This window comes from Bradyrhizobium ingae, from assembly GCF_055791185.1.
Map to the genome: position 1 here is coordinate 98,541 of NZ_JBVUBB010000019.1, position 20,764 is coordinate 119,304.

18 protein-coding genes are annotated in these 20,764 nt (G+C 64.0%); 5 read left to right on the plus strand and 13 right to left on the minus strand.

What is annotated here, in order from left to right:
- Nucleotides 1-9: 9 nt before the first annotated feature.
- From ACV1FX_RS25120 to ACV1FX_RS25155, 8 genes are all read right to left on the minus strand, one after another.
- Nucleotides 10-1,263 carry an adenylate/guanylate cyclase domain-containing protein gene (locus ACV1FX_RS25120; protein ID WP_473120257.1) on the minus strand — a complete coding sequence of 418 codons (1,254 nt, stop codon included), beginning with the start codon at nt 1,261-1,263 and terminating at the stop codon, nt 10-12.
- Complete coding sequence (locus tag ACV1FX_RS25125) at nt 1,260-1,649, minus strand: response regulator (protein ID WP_473120258.1); 390 nt, start codon at nt 1,647-1,649, stop codon at nt 1,260-1,262. Before ACV1FX_RS25125 ends, ACV1FX_RS25120 begins: the two co-directional genes overlap by 4 nt.
- Nucleotides 1,646-4,228 (minus strand): ATP-binding protein, encoded by a 2,583-nt coding sequence (locus ACV1FX_RS25130; protein ID WP_473120259.1) that lies wholly within the window; start codon nt 4,226-4,228, stop codon nt 1,646-1,648. The genes ACV1FX_RS25125 and ACV1FX_RS25130 overlap by 4 nt, the downstream gene beginning before the upstream one ends.
- A 54-nt stretch (nt 4,229-4,282) precedes the next feature.
- Nucleotides 4,283-5,266, minus strand: coding sequence for an ABC transporter substrate-binding protein (locus ACV1FX_RS25135; protein ID WP_473120260.1), 984 nt, complete (start codon nt 5,264-5,266; stop codon nt 4,283-4,285).
- A 109-nt stretch (nt 5,267-5,375) separates the two neighbouring features.
- Nucleotides 5,376-8,471 carry a MexW/MexI family multidrug efflux RND transporter permease subunit gene (locus ACV1FX_RS25140; protein ID WP_473120261.1) on the minus strand — a complete coding sequence of 1,032 codons (3,096 nt, stop codon included), beginning with the start codon at nt 8,469-8,471 and terminating at the stop codon, nt 5,376-5,378.
- Between the two features lie 71 nt (nt 8,472-8,542).
- Nucleotides 8,543-9,733, minus strand: coding sequence for an efflux RND transporter periplasmic adaptor subunit (locus ACV1FX_RS25145; RefSeq protein ID WP_473120292.1), 1,191 nt, complete (start codon nt 9,731-9,733; stop codon nt 8,543-8,545).
- 1 nt (nt 9,734) lies between these two features.
- Nucleotides 9,735-10,436, minus strand: a complete 702-nt coding sequence (locus ACV1FX_RS25150; RefSeq protein ID WP_473120293.1) for a TetR/AcrR family transcriptional regulator — start codon at nt 10,434-10,436, stop codon at nt 9,735-9,737.
- Nucleotides 10,437-10,511: 75 nt separating this feature from the next.
- Nucleotides 10,512-11,180: a GntR family transcriptional regulator gene (locus ACV1FX_RS25155; RefSeq protein WP_473120262.1), complete on the minus strand. Its 669-nt coding sequence runs from the start codon at nt 11,178-11,180 to the stop codon at nt 10,512-10,514.
- 125 nt (nt 11,181-11,305) lie between these two features.
- Here ACV1FX_RS25155 and ACV1FX_RS25160 point away from each other — a divergent pair, with 125 nt between their 5' ends.
- Nucleotides 11,306-12,274, plus strand: coding sequence for a DMT family transporter (locus ACV1FX_RS25160; protein ID WP_473120263.1), 969 nt, complete (start codon nt 11,306-11,308; stop codon nt 12,272-12,274).
- A 16-nt stretch (nt 12,275-12,290) separates the two neighbouring features.
- On the opposite strand, the gene ACV1FX_RS25165 is transcribed toward ACV1FX_RS25160, so the two are convergent.
- Nucleotides 12,291-12,881: a thiamine pyrophosphate-dependent enzyme gene (locus ACV1FX_RS25165; protein WP_473120264.1), complete on the minus strand. Its 591-nt coding sequence runs from the start codon at nt 12,879-12,881 to the stop codon at nt 12,291-12,293.
- Entirely contained in the window at nt 12,878-13,417 is a 540-nt protein-coding gene (locus tag ACV1FX_RS25170) for a phosphonopyruvate decarboxylase (RefSeq protein WP_473120265.1), read from the minus strand. The genes ACV1FX_RS25165 and ACV1FX_RS25170 overlap by 4 nt, the downstream gene beginning before the upstream one ends.
- Before the next feature lie 104 nt (nt 13,418-13,521).
- On the opposite strand from ACV1FX_RS25170, the gene ACV1FX_RS25175 reads away from it, so the two are divergent.
- The 3 genes from ACV1FX_RS25175 (at nt 13,522) to rocD (ending at nt 16,728) form a co-directional block, all read left to right on the plus strand.
- Nucleotides 13,522-14,754, plus strand: coding sequence for a cytochrome P450 (locus ACV1FX_RS25175; protein ID WP_473120266.1), 1,233 nt, complete (start codon nt 13,522-13,524; stop codon nt 14,752-14,754).
- Nucleotides 14,755-14,772: 18 nt separating this feature from the next.
- A complete protein-coding gene (locus ACV1FX_RS25180) occupies nt 14,773-15,447 on the plus strand; it encodes an ion channel (protein WP_473120267.1) in 675 nt (224 codons plus the stop codon).
- 63 nt (nt 15,448-15,510) lie between these two features.
- On the plus strand, nt 15,511-16,728 hold the full coding sequence (gene rocD, locus ACV1FX_RS25185; RefSeq protein ID WP_473120268.1) for an ornithine--oxo-acid transaminase: 1,218 nt from the start codon (nt 15,511-15,513) through the stop codon (nt 16,726-16,728).
- Nucleotides 16,729-17,282: 554 nt separating this feature from the next.
- Here rocD and ACV1FX_RS25190 read toward each other — a convergent pair.
- The gene (locus ACV1FX_RS25190; RefSeq protein ID WP_473120269.1) at nt 17,283-17,729 is read right to left on the minus strand and encodes a hypothetical protein; all 447 of its coding nucleotides are present in this window, start codon (nt 17,727-17,729) and stop codon (nt 17,283-17,285) included.
- A gap of 12 nt (nt 17,730-17,741) precedes the next feature.
- Here ACV1FX_RS25190 and ACV1FX_RS25195 point away from each other — a divergent pair, with 12 nt between their 5' ends.
- Nucleotides 17,742-18,677: a Spy/CpxP family protein refolding chaperone gene (locus tag ACV1FX_RS25195; protein ID WP_473120270.1), complete on the plus strand. Its 936-nt coding sequence runs from the start codon at nt 17,742-17,744 to the stop codon at nt 18,675-18,677.
- A 26-nt stretch (nt 18,678-18,703) separates the two neighbouring features.
- Here ACV1FX_RS25195 and ACV1FX_RS25200 read toward each other — a convergent pair whose 3' ends face one another.
- Both ACV1FX_RS25200 and ACV1FX_RS25205 read right to left on the minus strand, forming a co-directional pair.
- A complete protein-coding gene (locus ACV1FX_RS25200) occupies nt 18,704-19,567 on the minus strand; it encodes a sugar phosphate isomerase/epimerase family protein (protein ID WP_473120271.1) in 864 nt (287 codons plus the stop codon).
- Nucleotides 19,567-20,757, minus strand: coding sequence for a dihydrodipicolinate synthase family protein (locus ACV1FX_RS25205; protein WP_473120272.1), 1,191 nt, complete (start codon nt 20,755-20,757; stop codon nt 19,567-19,569). The genes ACV1FX_RS25200 and ACV1FX_RS25205 overlap by 1 nt, the downstream gene beginning before the upstream one ends.
- Nucleotides 20,758-20,764 lie beyond the last annotated feature (7 nt).

Consider the following 20,764-nt stretch of genomic DNA (forward strand, 5'->3'; position numbering starts at 1 on the left):
TTCGAATCCCTATTCCAGTTGCATGCGAACGCCCTTGGCACCGTTGAGCAGGCGCTTGAGGTGGAAGCCGGCCAGCGCATCATCGGCATGCATGCCGACCAGCGCGGCGAAGGCCGGCATGGCCGCGACGTCACCGGCTTCGAGCTTGGCGAAGGCTTCGGAGTATTGCGCCGTCAGAGGTGTTTCGAATCTTGCCGGCGGGAGTGGCTCGAAAGCGCGCAGCGGCTCGCTGCGGCCACGCAGCATGAGGTCGCCGACTGGCCGTCCCTGGAAATTCGCAGCGCTCCTGGCGATGGTGGCGCTGACGCAGATGCGGGTACCAAGATGCTTGTTGGCGGCTTCCAGCCGCGCCGCCGTGTTGATGGTATCGCCATAGGCTGTGTAGTCGAAAAAGCGGCTGCCGCCGAAATTGCCGACCAGCGCAGGCCCGGCATGGACGCCGACGCGCGTCGTGCCGAAATTGACGCCCTTGTCCTTCCAGCGCAGGCGGAAGTCTTCGGCCCATATATCGAGATCATGGGCGCAGGCGACCGCGCGCGTCGCAAAATCGGGTTGATCGCCGGGAGCATTGAACAGCACCTGGATGGCATCGCCAATGATCTTTGCGACGGTGCCTTCGTGCTGGAAGACGATGTCGGTCATCCCGCCGACATAAGCGTTGAGGAGCCCACCCAGTGTCTCCGGCGCGGCACTCTCGACCAGCGTCGTGAAACCGGTGATGTCGGTGAAAATAGTCGCCACATCGCGCCACTGCACCTCCATGCCGTCGCTCTCGCCGCTCGCCGCGGCCAGACGCTTGGCGATCTCGGGCGAGAAGTAGCGCGACAGCGAGGCATGCGCACGCTCGGCCTCCGCCTGCCGGCGCCGTGCCTCACGCAGCGTCTCGACATGGCGGATGGTCTTCTGGATCGTGGTCTCCAGATCCGCGAAATCGATCGGCTTGGTCAGGAAGTCGAAAGCGCCGCGATTCATCGCGGTGCGGATGTTGCTCATGTCGCCATAGGCCGAAACGATGATCGTCGACTTCTTGTCCTCGGCCTCCTGCAGCTTCTGGAGCAGCGACAGCCCGTCCATCCGCGGCATGTTGATGTCTGATACCACGAGGTCGACATGCGGATGCAGCTCGAGCGATTGCAGCGCCTCGACTCCATCATGGGCAAACATGAAGCTGACGAGCCCTTCGCGAATCTGCCTGCGAAACTTCTGCAGGACCAGCGCCTCCAGATCGGGTTCATCATCGACAACGAGAATCGTGGATGTCATGCCGCTTGCTCGAGCCTGGTGTCGATCTCCTGCCGCAGCAGCGCAAAATCGATCGGTTTGGTCAGAAGCCCGACCGCGCCGCGCTCGATCGCCTTCCGCCGTGTTTCCGCATCGCCGTAGGCCGTGATCATGATAACGGGCACATCCGGGCGCTCCGCGCGCACCTTCGGCAACATGTCGAGCCCGCTCATGCCGGGCATATTGATGTCGGAGAGAATCAGGATCAGCGAGGGTTCGCGCACCGCGACGGCGCGCTCGATGGCCACCGGTGCGGACGGTGCAAACTCCATCTGAAAACGGCCCGCGCGCAGGTCGCGACGGAAATGCTGACGAAACAGCGCCTCAACGTCGGGCTCGTCGTCGACGACAAGGATGTAGACGTTCAATTCCTGCCTCCGGTATTGCCTTCTGCCAGCACGCGCGGCAGCGTAATGATGAATTCGGTGAAAACGCCCGGCTCAGTATTTACGTCGACCGTGCCGCCATGCTGTTTCACCACGATGTCGTGACTCATCGACAGGCCAAGCCCGGTTCCTTCGCCGGCCGGCTTGGTGGTGAAGAAGGGGTTGAACATTTTCTCCTTCACCTCCGGCGGAATGCCGGTACCATTGTCGCGGATCCTGATTTCGACCCTGTTGCCGAGATTCTTTGTTGACGCGCTCAACGTCGGCTCAAACGCGCCGCCCTCGCTCTCCTTCCGTTTGGTCGCGGCATAGAAGCCGTTCGAGATCAGATTGAGGAAGACGCGGGTGATCTCCTGCGGATAGATGTCGAGCATGCCGGCGGCCGGATCGAGGTCGCGCTTGAGCGTGATGTTGAAGCCCGGCCTTTCGGCGCGCGCGCCGTGATAGGCAAGGTTGAGACTCTCCTCGACGAGCGCGTTGATGTCTGCCGGCCGCCGCTCGCCCGAGCCCTCGCGCGAATGCAGCAGCATGTTCTTGACGATGGAATCGGCGCGCTTGCCGTGCTGGACCACCTTCTCGAGATTGCCCTTGAGCATGTGGGTAAGTTCGGCGACCTCCTCCTTGGCCTTGTGGTCGAGACCTACCGATTGCAGGACCTCGTTGAGCTCGTCGATCAACTCCGTCGATACCGAGGAGAAGTTGTTGACGAAGTTGAGCGGGTTCTTGATCTCGTGGGCGATGCCGGCAGTCAGCTGGCCGAGGGACGCCAGCTTCTCGGTCTGGACCAGCCGGTCCTGCGCGGTGCGCAGCTCGTCGAGGGATTGCAAGAGTTCCGTGGTGCGCTCCTGCACCTGCTCGAACAGACGGACGTTCTCGATCGCGATCACGGCCTGATCGGCGAAGGTCTGCACCAGATCCATCTGACGCTGGCTGAACGGGCCCGGCTCAGGCCGTCCCAACAGCAGCACGCCTTCCACCGCCTTGTCGCGCATCAGCGGCACGGCAAGCACGGCGCGGTAGAGGCCAATCGACGGCGCATTGCCGAAGCTATACTCGGCGTCCTCGCGAACATCGGGAACATGAACCGGCTTGCCGTCCGTGAAGACCCGGCCGGTAATGGTCTCGCGACCCGGCCGGATCGGATGGGCGTCCATGAAGTCGATGAAGGCTTGCGTGCAGCCCGACTGAGCCTTGAGCCGCATCACGTCACCATCGCGGAGGCAGATGATGCCGAGCGAAGCACCGCATAGTGCCTGCGCCGATTCCGTCAGCGTGGTCAGCACGGATTTCAGGTCGAAGGCGGAACGGCTGATGACCTTGAGCACGTCGGCGGTTGCCGTCTGCTGCTGCAATGATTCGCTCAGTTCCGCAGTGCGCTGCTCGACCTTGTTTTCCAGGTCGGCATAGGATTCCTGCAAGCGCGCGCCCATGTCGTTGAACTGGTTGGCGAGCCCTTCGAGCTCATCACCGGTCCTGATCGAAATGCGCTGCGAGAAATCGCCGCCGCCGATCCGCTCGGCACCCGTGCGCAATGCCTGGATCGGGCCGACCATGCGGCGCGCCAGAAAGATTCCCGCAAGCACCGCGAAGATCGAGGCCGCGAGCAGCACGATCGCCAGACGCTGGAGCGAGGCGTAGAGCGAGGCATAGGCTTCCTCGACCGGCAGCTCCACGAACATGGTCCAGCCGAGCGGCGCGATCGGTGCGGACGCCGTCAGGACCTTCTGGCCCTGGATGTTGGTCGCCTCTTGTAGCGTGTCCGGCATGGTGCCGCCGCCGGCTTGCACCGCGCGCACCTGCTCGAGCCTGGACATGTCGGTGTTGCGCAGCACCAGGCTGATGTCGGGATGCGCGATCAGGCGGCCCTCCGAGCCCACCACATAGGCGTGCCCGTGCTCGCCGACCTTGATCTGCGAAACAACGTCCCAGATCAGCTTGAGATTGACTTCCGCGATGCTGACGCCGGCGTCCTTGCGCGTGCCGGCCAGCGCCAACGTCATGTAGGGCTCGGATTCCCTCCGAAAATAGACCGGCCCGTAGTAGACCTTGTGGGCAACGGCCTCGGTGAATTTCGCATCCTTGGAGAGATCGATCCCGCTGTCGATCGCGTCCATGGCAAGCCGCGAGACACGCAGACGCTCCTTGCCGGTCGAGTCCACCTGGGCGAGCTCGGTGATCGCCGGAACCTGGCGCAGAAGCCTTAGCGCATCGAAGCGGCGCTGCTCGATCGAGCCGGCAGACCACGGCAATTGCGTGGTCCAGCCGAGCTGGCTCTCGATCTCCTTGACGAACTGGCTGATCTTGGCTGCCGCCGCCTCGGCCTGCTCGCGCTGAACGCGGATCAGCGCGGCCTTGTGCTCACGATAATAGAAGAACACCTCGAAGAGCCCGTTGGCGAGCAGCGCAACGGCCACCACAGCAACGAACAGCCCGACATATTTGGTGAACAGCCGGGTCCGGATTCCGGGCCGCGGCCCATCCCCGGAAGCCGTCTCGCGCGACGCTGCGCTGGCAGGCAGCGACCGGCCTTGCGGCGCGTCGGGATGGAGTGAAATGCTCATCCCGCTAAACCTAGCAAGAAGGCCGGAGCTTGTCTCTTGCCGCAGCGCACAAGGTTACTCGATGACTTCGTCCGCGAGGGCCAGCAGGGTTGGTGGAATCTCGAGTCCCGTCGCCTTCGCCGTCTTCAGGTTGAGCGCCAGGGGATAGCGGGTCGGCTGCTCGAACGGCAGATCGCCGGGGTTCGCCCCGCTGAATATGCGAGCGACCAGTGCTGCCGCCCGCTCGAAACATTCCGACACATCCGGTCCGTAGGACATCAGCCCGCCGTCGCGGGCGAAATCATCATTCTCGTAGATCGCTGGCAGCTTCCGAACGGCTGCGAACTCGAACACCCGCTTGCGGTTGAGAATGGTGAGCGCATCCGCCACCATCAGGATGCCGTCCGGCAAATCGCCTGACATCACCGAGAAGGCCTCGTCGAAATCATCGGGCTCGCGGACGCCGAGTGCCTGTACGGTCAGCCCAAGCGCCTGAGCGGCCTTCGCCGATGCCTGATAGCGTGTGGTCATGCCGAGGTCGTCCTTGTTCCAGAGCATGGCGACCTTGGTCAGTTTCGGCGACATCTCCTTCAGCAACGCCAGTCGCTTGGCACTGAGCGTCGCGGCGACGTCCGAAATGCCGGTGATGTTGCCGCCGGGATGGGCAAGGCTTTCGATGAGCCGTGTCTCGACGGGATCGCCGATGCCGCTTGCCGCAACAGTGGGGACGCCCGCCGCCTTGGCGGCCATCGCCGTCGGGTACCCTATGATGACGATGGCATCGACGCTCCTGGATTTCAGCTCCGCGATCAGCGCGGGGAGCTTGGCGACATCGCCTCCCGCGCCGCGAGGCTCGAGACTGAGATTCTGGCCGAGGCTGAAGCCACGCTCGCCGAGCACCTTGATCAGGATCTTGCCGCCCGGACTCCGCTCCGTAATGGGCACGATCGGTGTCAGCGTGCCGAGACGGTAGGTCTTGCCGCTCTGTGCCGCGACCGAGCCCGGACACAGCAGCGAAACGCAGCCAAGCCCTCCCAGGAATTCGCGCCGCCTGATCATGCCTTCCCTGCCCTGGTGCAATCTTCGCGCGGCACAAGTCTAGCACGGGACAAGAAAAAAGCGGCAATGGCGATGGCCATTGCCGCTCTTCACCTTGGGTTGAACGGCCTCAGGTCGGCCGCAGCGCGCTGGAGCCCACGTCCAGCGCCTCGATCTGCTTGTTCCGCTCGGATTCGGTCTTGGCGCGGTGGTCGGTCGCGAGCACAACGTAGACCGCCGGCAGCACGAACAGCGTGAACAGCGTGCCGATCGACATGCCGGCCACGACCACGAGGCCGATCGAGAAGCGGCTCGCCGCACCGGCGCCGGTCGCGGTCAAGAGCGGGATCAAACCGGTGACCATCGCAGCCGTCGTCATCAGAATCGGCCGCAGACGAATACGGGCCGACATCTCGATCGCCGAGCGGCGGTCGAGCCGCTCGTTGACCTGGAGCTCGTTGGCGAACTCCACCATCAGGATGCCGTGCTTGGTGATCAGGCCGACGAGCGTCAGCAGGCCGACCTGGGTGTAGATGTTCATCGTCGCCACACCAAAGAACAGCGGAATCAGCGCACCGACGATCGCCATCGGCACCGAGATCATGATGACCAGCGGATCGCGCAGGCTCTCGAACTGCGCCGCCAGCACCAGGAAGATGATGATCAGCGCGAATGCGAAGGTGATTGCGAGCTGATTGCCCTCCTGCACGTATTGCCTGCTGTCGGCGAGATAGTCGTGGCTGAACCCTTGCGGAAGCTTCTTGGCCTCGCCTTCGAGGAAGTCGACCGCCGCGCCGACGGTGACGCCAGGCATCGGCACGGCCGAGAAGGTCGCCGAGTTCAGCTGGTTATAGTGCGTCAGCGAGTTCGGTTCGGTCGAAGTCTCGAGCGACAGGACGGTGGACAGCGGAACCTGCTGGCCCGTGTTGGTCGTGACGTAGTAACCGTCGAGCGCCTCCGGCGAGAGCCGCTTCTCCCGCGGCACCTGCGGGATCACCTGATAGGAGCGCCCCTCCAGGTTGAAGCGGTTGATGTAGTTGCCGCCGAGCAGCACGGCCAGCGCGCTGCCGACGTTCTGCATGTTGATGCCGAGGTCCTGCGCCTTGGTACGGTCGATCCTCACCTTCACCGTCGGCTGGTTGAAGGCGAGATCGCTGTCGGAGACGATGAACATGCCGCTCTTGCGCGCGGCGTCCTTCAGCTTCTCCATCTGCTCATAGACGGTCTGGAAGCCCGCGGTCGAATTGATCACCATCTGCACCGGCAGGCCGCCCGGCCCACCCGGCAGCGGCGGCAGGTTGAATGCGAACGCCTGCACGCCCTCGATCTTGGAGAGCTCGGCCTGAACCAGCGGCTTGAGCTTGATCGACGAACGCTTGCGCTCGTCCCAGGGCTTCAGCAGCATGCCGGCGATGCCGCCCTGCGGGCCGTTGATGCCGTTGAGCACGAAACGCAGGTCGGTCTCGGGGAAGCTTTGAAACTTCTTGTCGAGCTTTTCGCCATAGAAATCGAGGTAGTCGATGTTGGCGTATTTCGGCGCCTTGGTCACCGCGAACACGATGCCCTGGTCTTCTTCCGGAGCCAGCTCCTTCGAGGTGTGCAAATAGAGGAAACCGACAAGACCCAGGATCGTCAGCGCGAACAAGCCGGTCACCGCCTTGTAGTCGAGCGAGCGATCGAGCCTGCGGCCGTACCAGCGCGTCACTGCGCCGAACACCCTGTTCACGAGCTTTGCAAAGCGGCCCTCTTCGGTGTTCTTGAGCAGCACCGAGCACATCATCGGCGACAGCGTCAGCGCGATCACGCCCGACACGATCACAGAGCCCGCGAGCGTGAAGGCGAATTCGCGGAACAGCGAGCCGGTGAGGCCGCCGAGGAAGCCGATCGGCGCATAGACGGCGGCGAGCGTGATTGTCATCGAGATGACGGGACCGACGATCTCGCGCGCGCCTTGCAGCGCGGACTGCACCGGTGTCTTGCCCTCTTCCAGATGGCGGTGGATGTTCTCCACCACCACGATGGCGTCGTCGACCACGAGACCGATTGCGAGCACCATGGCGAGCAGCGTCAGCAGGTTGAAGCTGAACCCAAATGCGAGCATCAGCGTGCAGACGCCGATCATCGACAGCGGGATGGTGACGACCGGAATGATCACCGAACGGAACGAGGCCAGGAACAGGAAGATCACCACGATGACGATGATCACGGCTTCGCCCAGCGTCTTCTCGACCTCGTCGATCGAGGACTGGATGAACTTGGTCGAGTCGTAAGCGACCTTCATCTTCATCGATGGCGGCAGATTGCGCTCGAGCTCGGGGAACAGCGCGCGGACGCCCTTCACCAGCGTCAGCGGGTTGCCTTGCGGGGTGGCCTGCACGCCGATGAAGATCGCGTGCTCGCCGTTGAAGGCGACGCTCGCATCGGTGCTTTGCGCGGCAAGCTCGACGGTCGCGATGTCCTCCATCCGGACGAAACCGCCGTCCTTGGCCTTTACGATCATCTTCCTGAACTGGTTGACGTCGGTCAGGCCCGTGTTCGTCGAGATGTTCGAGACGATCAGATAGCCCTTGGTCTGGCCGGCCGCCGACTGGAAGTTGTTGGCGGTAATCGCGGCCGCGACATCGGCGGGCGACACGTTGCGACCAGCCATCTTCACCGGATCAAGCCACAGCCGCATCGCAAAGGTCTGGCCGCCCAGAATGTCAGCCGATGCCACACCGTCGACGGTCGACAGGACAGGCTGCACCACGCGCGTCAGATAGTCGGAGATCGCCGAGCCCGAGAGTTCGTCGGAGGAGAAGCCGAGATACATCACGGCCGTGGTCTGGCCCGTCGTCTTGGTGACGATCGGATCGTTGGACTCCTTTGGAATCAGGTATTTGACCGAGTTCACCTTGGCGAGCACCTCGGTGAGCGCCTGGTTCGGATCGAAGTTCAGCTTGATGTAGATCTGGATCGTTGAGGTGCCCTGCACCGAGGACGAGGTGATGTAGTCGACACCCTCGGCCGAGGCGACCGCCTGCTCGATCGGCGTCGTGATGAAGCCCTGGATCAGGTCCGCGGACGCACCGGGATACACCGTCGTGACGTTGACGACCGTGTTCGACAGTTTGGGATATTGCCGGATCGGCAGCACCATCGCCGCGCGCAGGCCGATCAGCAGGATCAGCAGGCTGACGACGACCGACAGGACCGGTCGCTTGATGAAGATATCGGTAAAGGCCATCGCGGCGATCTCGAATTCGTTGGCTTGAGTGGCGTGATCCGGCGTCAGGCCGGATCACGCGAGCGCGTCAATCAGTAACGTGGCGGCTGGGCCGGAATGGCGGGCGCCGGATCGGACGAAATCGCCACGGCCGCACCCGATTGCAGCTTGAGCTGGCCGACGGCGACGACCTTGTCGCCCGGCTTCAGACCCTTGAGAATCTCGACGCGTCCTTCCACACGGTTACCGGTCTGCACGAAGGTGCGCACCGCGGAGAGGCTCGTCTTGCCGTCATCCTCTTTCTTCTCGGTGATGACGAACACGGAGTCGCCATAGAGCGTGTAGTCGACCGATGTCTCCGGAACGGTGATCACCGGCGGCCTGTCCGGCAGCACTACGGTGGTGGTCACGAACATGCCTGGCTTGAGAATCTTGTCCGGGTTCGCGATAGTGGCCTGCACGCGGATGTTGCGAGTGTCACTCGCGATCTGCGGCTCGATGGTGGTGATCTTGCCCTCGAAGACGCGGCCCGGATAGGCATCGACCTTCAGCCGCACGGCCTGGCCGACCTTGAGGTTGCCGGAATCCTTTTCCGTTACCGTGAAGTTGGCCCAGAGCTGCGACAGGTCGGTCAGCGAGACGATCGCCGTGCCTGCGGTGAGATACTGTCCGACCTCGACCTTGCGAACGCCGAGATCGCCGGAGAACGGCGCGCGCACCAGCTTCTGCGAGATCAGCGCCTCGGTCTTGGCGATACCCGCCTGCGCCTGGTCGTAGGTCGCCTGCGCCTGGTCGACGGTCGCCTGCGGACCGAACTGGCGTGCAGCGAGCTGCTTGGCGCGATCGAGCGAGAGCTGCGCGACCGTCGCCTGCGCCTTGAAGTTGGCGAGGTCACCCTGCTCCGGCGCGTCGAACAGTTGCAGCAGCGGCGTGCCTTCTTCGACATGCGCGCCCGGCTCGAACTTGATCTCGGTGACACGGCCATTGACGTCTGCGGTGACGTTGACCTGGTGCACGGCGGCGAGCTCGCCGACCGCGGTCAACAGGTTCGGCACCACTTCGCTCTTCGCCTCGGCCGCGCTGACGCTCACCGGCGGCGGCTTGTTGTTGGCGAAGAACTGCTTGATCATCTGGCCACGGAAAGAGTTGAACCAGACCAGCCCGCCGACGAGCGCGCCGAGCAGCAAACCGACAATGATGAACCAGCGCACCGGCTTGACCGGGCGCTTTGGCGCCTTGTCGATCGGTTCGCCCGATATCTTGTGTTCAGCCACGATGTTCATGTCATGCACTTTCTGCAATCGCCGTCTCGCTGGCACCCGGCGCCGAAGCGTGGCCCAGATGCGAAGCAATTGCGGCGTCGTTAAGTCCGATACCTCTCAGGAGAAACTCACAGAGCTGCCGTTCCAGATCGTCCGCCCTGCCGTAAGCGAGGCAGGGCGTGGCCGGCAGCCTGGTCAGCGCAGCCGTCATCAGCGAATGGTGCGCGAACCAGAACAGGTTGAGCGGCGCGGTTGCACAGGGCCTTGCCTCGCCAGCGGCCACCGCACGCTCCAGCGAGGCAACGAAGACGGCTCCGATCAGATGCTCGATCTTGGAATACAGCAGACGAGCGAATTCGCCATCATCAAGATGGCTAGTGACCATCAGCCGCAGGCGCTGCGCCTCTTCCTGATCCGGGCTGTCGGCAATCTGCATGAAGTGCTCGACCATGCAGCGGATCAACTCGACCAGCGTGGCCGTCGACGGCTCCCTCTCAAGAAGCTCCATCAGCGCAGGATCGGCCTCGCACTCGTCACTGAGGATTTCGGCGTAGAGCGCCGCCTTGGACGGGAAATGCTTGAACAGCAGCGCTTCGGAAATGGCAGCGGCGGCCGCCACGCTCTTGGTCGTGGTGCCGTTATACCCGTGACGGGCAAAGCAACGTTTTGCGGCACCGAGGATGAGTTGCCTCCTCAGGTCGCTGGTCATACGCAATGAGCTCATGTTAGTGAGTAAGCACTCACCCACGCAAAAGTCAAGCAGGATGGTGCGATGCAACCTGGGTGAGGTGACAAAAGCTCAGCGCGCACCGACGATAGCAAACCCGCGGGCTCGGAGACCGCGCCGATCCGCGTTCAGCGAACGCAGCAGACGATCCCGCGTGTCGCGCACATGGGCAGAAGCCTCCCGTGCGGCCTCGTCCGATTGCCCATTGCGGATGAAGCCGAGAATTCGGCGATGTTCGCTCCAGGCCTGCTCGCGGGAGGCCTCGGTCCAGACCTCGAGCCAACGGGCCCGCGAGAGTCTCGTCATCACGCCCTCGATTGCGGCGACGAGAAACTTGTTGCCGCTGAGGCGGGCAATCTCGACATGGAAGTCGGTACCGACCCTGTGCCACTCTTCCCGCGGCACCTCGGAACGGCAGGCATTGAGCATTTCTTCGATGCCATCGAGATCCGAAGGGGCCGCACGCGCGCAGGCAAGCCGAACCGCGGTCACCTCGAGGGACTCGCGGAATTCTGCCAGGGCTTCGATCTCACCGAGATCGATCGGGGCTACGGTCCAATTCCGCCCCTCCCGCTGCACCAAGCCCTCGCCTTCCAACCGCGCCAGCGCCGCGCGAATGGGCGTGCGCGAGCTCTGAAAGCGACCTTCCAGCCAGCGCTCCGTCAGACGCTCGCCGGGCCCGAGGTCCAGCGAGAGGATCATTTCCCTGAGCTGATCGTGGATCAGCAGCATCTGCGACACGCCGAAATCTCCAGCCTTCCGCGCGCTAAGCGCTCGCAATTGTGAATAACGGTATCCTTTTTTGGTATCCCAATCAAACGACTTTTGGTATCCCAATTTGGGATACCGAGAAGGGACAAGACGGAATGACCACGGCCATGGACGACGAAGAGATGCCGGGTGCAGCAAGCACCGCCCGCCCGGTATCTGCTGCTCACAACCTCGTTGGTGTTGGCCTCGCCGCCGTCGCGGCGATCGCGTTTTCGCTGCGCGCGATCTTCGTCAAGCTTGCCTATGAGGACATGAGCGATCCCGTGACGCTGCTGGCGCTGCGGATGATCTTTTCGTTGCCATTCCTGGCAGCGGCGGTGGCGCTTCATCGCCGCTCCTCGGCTGCCCCGGCCCCGCTCACGAGACGCGATGCGCTGGCCCTCGCGGCGCTGGGCTTCATCGGCTACTACCTGTCGAGCTTTCTCGACATGTTCGGACTGCAGTTCGTGGCCGCCGGAATCGGCCGCCTGCTGCTGTTCCTGTATCCCACGATCGTGGTGATCATCTCAGCGCTGGTTTTGGGCAAGCGGATCTCGCAGCGCGAAGTCATGGCGCTGCTGATCACTTATGCCGGCGTTGCGCTGGTGCTTTCCAGCCAGTTCGACAAGCCGAACGCAAATTTCTGGCTGGGGGCTTTGCTGGTGATGCTCAGCGCAGTCACCTTCTCGATCTATCTCGTCGGCGGCGGCGAAGTCGTTGCCAGGCTCGGATCGATCCGTTTCACCGCCTATGCGACCGCCGCAGCCAGCGTCTATTGCATCGTGCAGTTCCTGCTGCTGCGGCCGCTGAGCGCGCTCGTGCTGCCGATCCGCGTCTACGAGCTCGCGCTGGCCATGGCGGTGTTCTCGACCGTGCTGCCCCTGTTCATGATGGCGGAGGCGCTGCGCCGGATCGGCGCAAGCCGCGTCGCGATGATCAGCGCGCTTGGACCGGCCGCAACCGTCGTCTCAGGCTATCTCGGCCTCGACGAGCGGATGACATGGGCGCAGTCGATCGGTGGCGTCCTGATCGTGTCGGGTGTGCTCATCGTCGCCGCTCACGTCCGCAAGCTGGACGCGAAATGACCGGTCGAGCCGCGAGCTAGATCGGCGGGAACCCGAGGTCGCCGCGCAGCCGGTTGACGATGTAGGTCCCGTCGCGCGTGGGCAGGATCCGGGCCAGCTCGGCGCTGTCGATCTTCACATTGGCAAACCGGGGGCCGGCCGAGATGTCATGAATGGACGCGGCGAAGGCCTCGACCTCCGCCATGGTGGAGATCCCGCGGCTGTCTTTGATACCGCAGGCCTTGGCAACACCGACGAGATCGGCGGCGGCGGAGGTGTGGCTGGTCTGGCCGCCCGTCTCGCCATAGCGCTCGTTGTCCAGCACCACGATCGAGAGGTTGGCCGGCTTCTGCAGGCCGATGGTGGCAAAGCTTCCCATCCCCATCAGCATCTCGCCGTCGCCGGTGATGACAAGCACCGGCAGCTTTGGCTGTGCCAGCGCCAGCCCCAGGCCGATCATCGCGGCGCCGCCCATGCCGCCCCAGAGGTAGAAGTTGCGCGCGTGGTCGCCGGCGGCAGTGATGTCGTTGGTCGAGGCACCCAAGCCACCGATCGCGACCACATCCTTGCGGTTCGCAAGCAGCGCGGCGACGACCTGACGGCGATCGAGGAGATTGGTCTTGCTCATTTGGTGAAAACCTTGGCGCCGATCAGACGCTGCGACAGGAGAACGGCGGTCGGCGTCAACGCGTTGTAGGCCTGCGCCGCGGCTGCCTCCAACACGGCCGGCACTTCGGCGGCGTGTGATGCACGCAGCACCTGGACGCCGGAGAGTTCAAATACGCCCTGTGTGGTCGATCCCATCGGCACCTGCCAGGGATTGAACTCGCCCCATTCACCGCGCATCGTCACCAGCGTGAGGAACGGAAAGCGCAGGATCGGGATCAGCGACAGCATGTTGATGCAGTTGCCGACCCCGCTCGACTGCATCAGCAGCACACCGCGCTGTCCGCCGGCCCAGGCGCCGGCGAGCAGCGCCACGCCTTCCTCCTCGGTGGTCAGCGGAATGCCGCGCATGCCGGAGGACGCGAGCACGCGCCTGATGAGTTGGGAGTGTCCGGCATCGGGCACATAAGGCACCTGCCGGACCTCGAAGCGCTCCAGGGCCGCGAAGATCTCGTCAGGCCATGACGGCGGGGCATCAGCATCAGTGCGCGCGTGCATTTTTGTGTCCAGTCGGCTAGCAAGTCGGAAGAAGCTTAGACGGACGCAGGCGTCGTTCGAAGAACAATAACGGCATATCGGCTTTAACCGGTGAGTATAGCGGGATGAGCGCACACGCGAGAGAGCTGGCGGCGAACTTCGACCTGGAGCGGCTGACGCCCGAGTTCTACGACAACCCCTACCCGACCTATCGTGCACTGCGGGAGAACGAGCCGGTCAAGCGCCTGCCGAACGGCACGGTGTTCCTGACGCGCTATGACGATCTCGTCACGACCTACAAGAACACCAAATCGTTCAGCTCGGACAAGAAGAAGGAGTTTGCGCCGAAATACGGCGCCTCACTGCTCTACGAGCATCACACCACGAGCCTCGTGTTCAACGATCCGCCCGCGCACACCCGCGTACGACGCCTGATCATGGGCGCGCTGTCGCCGCGCGCGATCGCCAGCATGGAGGGCGACCTCATCGCGCTGGTTGACCGGCTGCTCGATGCGATCGCCGAAAAGGGCGACTGCGAGCTGATCGGCGACTTCGCCGCCTCCATTCCCATCGAGGTGATCGGCAACCTGCTCGACGTCCCCCATGACGAACGCGAGCCGCTGCGCGGCTGGTCGATGGCGATTTTGGGTGCGCTCGAACCGGTGGTCTCGCCGGAAGCATTTGCACGCGGCAACACCGCGGTGAAGGATTTCCTCGCCTATCTCGAGACGCTGGTCGCGCGCCGGCGTCAAAAACCCGGCAATCCCGAGCGCGACGTGCTGACCCGCCTGATCCAGGGAGAAGGTAGCGGCGAAGACCATGGCGAACGTCTCACCGAGACGGAGCTGCTGCACAATTGCATCTTCCTGCTCAACGCCGGCCATGAGACCACGACCAATCTGATCGGCAATGGCCTCGTGGCACTCGACCACAATCCGGAACAGAAGCAGCGGCTGATCAAGAACCCCGACCTGATCAAGACGGCGATCGAGGAGATGCTGCGCTATGAGAGCTCGAACCAGCTCGGCAACCGCATGACCACCGAGCCGGTTGAGCTCGGCGGCGTGATGCTCGAGGCCGGCACGTCGATCACGTTGTGCATTGGCGCCGCGAACCGCGATCCCGCGCAATTTTCCGATCCCGAAGTCTTCGACATCGCGCGCACGCCAAATCGCCATCTCGCCTTTGCCACCGGCGCGCATCAATGTGCCGGCATGGCGCTGGCGCGGCTGGAAGGCGCGATCGCGATTTCGCGCTTCCTGGCGCGCTTCCCGAACTATGCTTTGAGCGGCCAGCCGGTGCGCGGCGGTCGCGTCCGGTTCCGCGGCTTCCTCAGCGTGCCGTGCTCGATCGGCTGAAGCGTGGCGAGGACCGACATGAGCATCGAGAGCTTGCGCAAGCGCTGGGCCGATCCCCTCCTGACGGCACTGACGGGTCTCCTCGTCGTCATGATGTTCGTCGTTGCACCGCTGCAGGCCCTCGGGATCTTCGCCTTCCAGGTGTCCGAGCTCGTGCTCGCCCTACTGCTCGTTTGCGGCATCTTCGTCATTTCGGGGAGCCCGATCGCGGTCGGGGCAATGCTGCTCGCACTCGTCATGATCGTTACCGGCGCCGTCCTGCGATTCCACTCGCCCTCGCTGCTCGACCTCAACCTCTTCGCCGGCGCATGGTTCATCGTCGGTGTCACGATGGCCTGGGCAGTGGCTCGCGCGACCTTCGGGCCCGGACGCATCAACTATCATCGCGTCGTCGGCGCCGTCCTGCTCTACTTCACGGTCGCCGTGATCTTCGCAGCCCTTTTCACCTTTATCGGATCGCTGGTGCCGGAAGCATTTTCCGGCATGAAAGTAGAGGATAGTCCGTCGCTGGCGAGCCAGGTGATCTATTTCAGCTTTGCGACCATGACGACGACTGGCTACGGCGACGTCTCGCCCGTGCACCCCATCGTGCGCAGCCTTTGCAATCTCGAAGCCATATTCGGACAGCTCTATCCCGCGACCCTGCTGGCGAGGCTGGTGACGCTGGAGCTCGAGCACCGCGACAAGGAGTGAATTTGAACGTGTCACGCATTTTCGGCTAGAATGCATAAGGCTGACAAGCTGGAGTGACGAAGGATGAGTAGTCCGCCAGTTTCTGATTTCATCGCGAGAGAGGCACGCTTCGGTGCTCGCAATTACGAGCCGCTCGGCGTTGTCCTGTCGCGCGGCGAAGGCGTCTTCGTATGGGACACCCAGGGCAATCGATATCTCGATTGCCTCTCGGCCTATTCGGCGCTCAACCAGGGCCATTGCCACCCCAAGATTCTGGCCGCGATGGTCGAACAGGCGAGCCGGCTGACCCTGACCTCGCGTGCATTCCACAACGACCAGCTCGCCCCGTTCTACGAGGAGATCGCGGAGCTGACCGGCTCGCACAAGGTGCTGCCGATGAACAGCGGGGCCGAGGCGGTGGAGAGCGCGATCAAGTCCGTTCGCAAATGGGGCTATGAGGTGAAGGGTGTGCCGGACGGGCAAGCCGAGATCATCGTCTGCGCCAACAATTTCCATGGACGCACGCTTGGCGTGGTCGGCTTCTCGACCGATCCGGCAACGCGCGGGCATTTCGGACCATTCGCGCCCGGCTTCAGGATCATCCCCTTCGGGGATGCCGCAGCCCTGGAGGAGGCGATCACGCCGAACACGGTCGCCTTCCTGGTCGAACCGATCCAGGGCGAGGCCGGCGTCATCGTTCCGCCGTCCGGCTATTTCACGCGGGTACGCGAACTCTGCACCTCGCACGAGGTGATGCTGATCCTCGACGAGATCCAGACCGGGCTTGGCCGCACCGGCAAGCTGCTTGCGGAACAGCACGAAGGGATCGAAGCGGACGTGACGCTGCTCGGCAAAGCCTTGTCAGGCGGTTTCTATCCCGTCTCGGCCGTGCTTTCGAACAACGAAGTTCTCGGCACTCTGAAGCCTGGCCAGCACGGCTCGACGTTTGGCGGCAATCCGCTCGCCTGTGCGGTGGCGCGGGCGGCGCTCCGCGTGCTCGTCGAGGAAGGGATGATCGAGAACGCCGCGGTGCAGGGCGAACGCTTCCTGGAGGGTCTCAGAAGCATCCGCGCCAACACCGTCCGCGACGTGCGCGGACGCGGGCTGATGCTGGCGGTCGAACTCCATCCAGAGGCCGGCCCCGCGCGCCGTTATTGCGAGGCTTTGCAGATTGAAGGCATCCTCGCCAAGGATACCCATGAGCACACGATCCGCATCGCTCCGCCACTGGTGATCACCAGTCATCAGGTCGACTGGGCCCTGGAACGGTTCGCCACCACCCTCACGCGGGATCTCTCCTGAGGCTGCCTGCGTCGGAAGACCGCAAGGCCGGTGACAGTCGCCAAAGAACGATTTGGCCGCCTGGGCGTTGAACGATTGCGGGCGACTGGGACGACCGTGGAGTTGCGATCATGCTTCCGCGTGGCACTTGCCTTTCGGCATTTTTGGTTGGTGTCTCGATGGTCGCGGCGAGCCTCGGTGCGTCCGCCCAGGATCACCATGGAAGGGGTGGACCACCGGCACCGGTCGCGCGTCCAGCCGCACCACCTGCGATGGCCCGCCCGGCAGCGCCGCCAGCCATGGCGCGTCCCGCCGCACCGGCGTTCCATCCACCGGCCATGCCGCAGCGGCCCGCGATGGCGCCGCATCCGGCGCCTCATATCGCCTCACCGCCACCGCGCCCGACCCCACACTTCGCCGCGCCGCCGCGAGCGGCCCCGCACGTTGCGGCCCCGCGGCCTGAATTCCATCGTCCATCGACAGCGCCACAGCGTCCGGCCATGGCACCGCGGCCGACGCCTCATATCGCCGCTCCCTCCCGCCCGAGCGCGCCGCCAGCCGTGAGCGCGCGGCCGTCACGACAGGAGCAGGTGGAACAGCGCGCGCAACAGCATCAGCAGCAGGTCCAGCAGCGCCAGCAAACGGTGCAGCAACGGCAGCGCGAAGCACTGTCGCGCCAGAGCGCGGAACGTCAGACCCGCATCGATCGGCTGCAACAGCGCGTGCAGCAATTGCAGTCGCAGAAGCCGGAAGGCCGGCGGGCGCAACGGGCACAAGCGCGGACGCTGCAGACACAGAACCGCCTGCTCCAACGCGAGCAGAGCATGCAGCAGCGCGATCAGGCGCGCCTGCAGCGGCTGGGGCCCGAGCCCACCACGGTTGGGCCAGCCGCCGCCGTGCAGGCTGCCCAGCGCGGGCGATTTGCTGAGCGTTTCCGTGAGCAGCCCAATGCGCAAAGCCGCGCAGCGCTGATCACCCGTCAGAGCGGCTGGGCTCCCCGGCAGGCATGGCGGCACCGCCATCCCGCGGTCTTCGTGGCGTGGCTCGGCCCGGTGTTCTGGCCGTATGCCTATTCGGACATTTTTGACTACACGTTCTGGTCCTACGCGTACGATCCAGGCTATTGGGCCTACGCCTACGACGACTTCGTCGACACCGTGTTCTGGGGCGAGGATGGCGCCTATTCCGCCTATGCCAGCACCAACCCGTATGACTATCCGCAAACCGGTGGCAGCTACCGCGCGCGACGGGGCGCCAGCCGAAGCCCGCAGGCGCTCCGCCAATTGTGCGACGCTCCGGACAAGGGCGTGACCGCCTGGCCGATCGCGTCGATCACGCAGGCTGTGCGGCCGACGCCGGAGCAGCGCAGCCTGCTCGACGAGTTGAAGGCCGCGGCGTCACAGGCCGCGGATGCCTTCAGGCAATCCTGCAACGATACCTATGCGCTGACGCCACCAGGCCGCTTGCGCGCGATGAAGAGCCGCGTCAGCGCTACGCTCGAGGCGGTGAAGATCGTTCGCCCGGCGCTCGAGAAGTTCTACGGCTCGCTCGGCGACGAGCAGCAGGCGCGCTTCAACGCGCTCGGTCCCAATGTCGGCGAGCCCTCGCAACAGCAGCCCCAGCAGCAGGAGGCGAATGCTCAGGGCGAGAGCTGCGGCGATCCTAAATCAAGTCTGACGCAACTTCCGATCGAACGGATCGATGCCGTGGTCCAGCCGGCCGGCAAACAAAAGGAAGCGCTCGACCGCCTGAGCGAGGCAACAAGACAGGCGGTTCAAGCCCTGCAAGCTGCCTGCCCGGATCAAGTGCCGCTGACACCAATCGGACGGCTGGAAGCCATGCAGAAGCGTCTCGAAGCCATGCTGGAGGCGGCCAATCGGGTGCAGCCGGTGCTGGACGAGTTCTATGCGACGCTCAGCAGCGAGCAGAAGGCGCGCTTCAACACGATGCCCCGGACGGCAAGCCAGTGATTGCCGGCATCCCCTGAGGACCGATCCTAAACCACGCCCCGGTGCCGGTCGATGCAGGTGCGCAGCACCTCGTCCATCGGCTTGTCCCACCAGTCGTTGGAGAAGATCTCGATCTCGGAATAGCCGGCATAACCTTGGTCCTCGACCGCGGCGCGCAGCCGTTTGATGTCGATGACCCCGTCGCCCATCATGCCACGGTCGTTGAGGATGTCCTTGGTCGGTACCAGCCAGTCGCAGACGTGGAACGCCAGCAGGCGGTCTCGGCCCGCACGCGCGATCTGGACCATCAGCTCCGGATCCCACCAGATGTGATATACGTCGAGCGCAACGCCAAGCATGCCGCTGCTGCGCGGATCGAGACGATCACAGATGTCGAGCGCCTGCTTCGTGGTGTTCACGCAGGCGCGGTCGGCGGCATAGGCCGGATGCAGCGGCTCGATCGCAAGCGGCAACCTTGCCTGCCTGGCATAATCGAGCATTTCACCGAGAGCATCCTCAACCTGGGCACGCGCTGCGACGATATCTTTCGAAGTGCCACTGCCCGGCCGCGAATATTGCGGCAAGCCGCCGACGACCAGCACGATGCAGGAGGCACCGAGCGCCTCGGCTTCGTCCACGCAGCGGCGGTTGTCGTCGCGCACCTCCATGCGACGCGCAGCATCGGACGTGAACATACCGCCACGGCAATAGCCCGAGAGCTCCAGCCCGGCGTCGCGCACCGCGCGTACAGCGCGATCGAGCCCGACGGCGGCGACCTGATCGCGCCAGGGATCGATGGCGCGGATGCCGTGCCGCGCGCAGGCGTCGATGATGGCGACGAGGTCGCCCTGCTTGCGGACCGTCGCGGTGTTGAGCGACAGCCAGAGATGGTCGGAAGAAAAGTCGCGCATCAGGCCTCGATTCCGCGCGAGGCCATCACGGTCTTCATCCGCTGTGTCGCGGCTTCCGGATTGGCGAGCAGACCGGCCTGATCGGCGAGCCGGAACAGCTCAGCGAGATGGAGCGTCGAGCGCGCGCTTTCCTGGCCGCCGACCATGGTGAAATGATCCTGGTGGCCGTTCAGATAGGCCATGAACACCACGCCGGTCTTGTAGAAGCGCGTCGGCGCCTTGAAGATGTGACGCGACAGCGGCACCGTCGGCCCAAGCACATCGTAGAAGCCGGCCTCATCGCCTGCCGCGAGCCGCGACAGCGCATAGGAGGCAGCCGGCGCGATTGCATCGAAAATGCCAAGCAGCGCATGCGAAAAGCCCTGTTCGTCGCCGGCGATCAGCTCGGCATAGTTGAAGTCATCCCCGGTATACATCTTGATGCGCTTGTCGAGGCGGCGGCGCATGTCGATCTCGCGCTGCTTGTCGAGCAGCGAGACTTTGACGCCATCGACCTTGGCGGCATTTCCATTGATGATCGCGACGGCGGTGTCCATCGCCTTGTCCAGATCCGTGGTGCCCCAATAGCCCGTCAGGGCCGGATCGAACATGTCGCCGAGCCAGTGAATGATCACGGGCTCGCGGACCTGCGACAGCACGCGGTCATAGACCCCAGCATAATCGCCGGCGTTGCGGCCGAGCTTTGCCAGCGCCCGCGACGCCATCAGGATGATGCGGCCACCGACCTTCTCGACCGCCGCAATCTGGTCTTCATAAGCGCGGATCACATCGTCGAGGCTTTTGGCGTCCTCGACTGCGAGGTGATCGGTGCCTGCCCCCGAGAACACCAGCGCATTGCGCCTCTTTGCGGCCGTGACAGAGCGCGTGATCAATGCCAACGAGGTCGGCCAGTCCAGCCCCATGCCGCGCTGCGCGGTGTCCATGGCTTCGGCGACACCAAGGCCGAGATCCCAGACATGCTCGCGGAAGGCAATGGTCTTGTCCCAGTCGATGGCAGGCGCGAGCCAGGGATCGTTGTCAGCGAACGGATCCGTCACCATGTGCGCGGCCGAGAAGGCAACGCGGTTCAGCGTGCCCTCGAGCTTTGCAGGGAAGCTGCGCGAGGCTGCGAGCCGATAGGTTTCGATCGAGCGATCCGCCTTCGGCAATTTCAGCGACAACGACGATGTCGGCATCACCGGCTTGTTCATGGCTTCC

Coding starts and splice junctions, on each gene's coding strand:
- ACV1FX_RS25120 (WP_473120257.1), bottom strand. CDS start 1,263: ATGACATCCACGATTCTCGTTGTCGATGATGAACCCGATCTGGAGGCG.
- ACV1FX_RS25130 (WP_473120259.1), bottom strand. CDS start 4,228: ATGAGCATTTCACTCCATCCCGACGCGCCGCAAGGCCGGTCGCTGCCT.
- ACV1FX_RS25135 (WP_473120260.1), bottom strand. CDS start 5,266: ATGATCAGGCGGCGCGAATTCCTGGGAGGGCTTGGCTGCGTTTCGCTG.
- ACV1FX_RS25140 (WP_473120261.1), bottom strand. CDS start 8,471: ATGGCCTTTACCGATATCTTCATCAAGCGACCGGTCCTGTCGGTCGTC.
- ACV1FX_RS25145 (WP_473120292.1), bottom strand. CDS start 9,733: ATGAACATCGTGGCTGAACACAAGATATCGGGCGAACCGATCGACAAG.
- ACV1FX_RS25150 (WP_473120293.1), bottom strand. CDS start 10,436: ATGAGCTCATTGCGTATGACCAGCGACCTGAGGAGGCAACTCATCCTC.
- ACV1FX_RS25160 (WP_473120263.1), top strand. CDS start 11,306: ATGACCACGGCCATGGACGACGAAGAGATGCCGGGTGCAGCAAGCACC.
- ACV1FX_RS25165 (WP_473120264.1), bottom strand. CDS start 12,881: ATGAGCAAGACCAATCTCCTCGATCGCCGTCAGGTCGTCGCCGCGCTG.
- ACV1FX_RS25170 (WP_473120265.1), bottom strand. CDS start 13,417: ATGCACGCGCGCACTGATGCTGATGCCCCGCCGTCATGGCCTGACGAG.
- ACV1FX_RS25175 (WP_473120266.1), top strand. CDS start 13,522: ATGAGCGCACACGCGAGAGAGCTGGCGGCGAACTTCGACCTGGAGCGG.
- ACV1FX_RS25180 (WP_473120267.1), top strand. CDS start 14,773: ATGAGCATCGAGAGCTTGCGCAAGCGCTGGGCCGATCCCCTCCTGACG.
- rocD (WP_473120268.1), top strand. CDS start 15,511: ATGAGTAGTCCGCCAGTTTCTGATTTCATCGCGAGAGAGGCACGCTTC.
- ACV1FX_RS25190 (WP_473120269.1), bottom strand. CDS start 17,729: ATGGCGGTGCCGCCATGCCTGCCGGGGAGCCCAGCCGCTCTGACGGGT.
- ACV1FX_RS25200 (WP_473120271.1), bottom strand. CDS start 19,567: ATGCGCGACTTTTCTTCCGACCATCTCTGGCTGTCGCTCAACACCGCG.
- ACV1FX_RS25205 (WP_473120272.1), bottom strand. CDS start 20,757: ATGAACAAGCCGGTGATGCCGACATCGTCGTTGTCGCTGAAATTGCCG.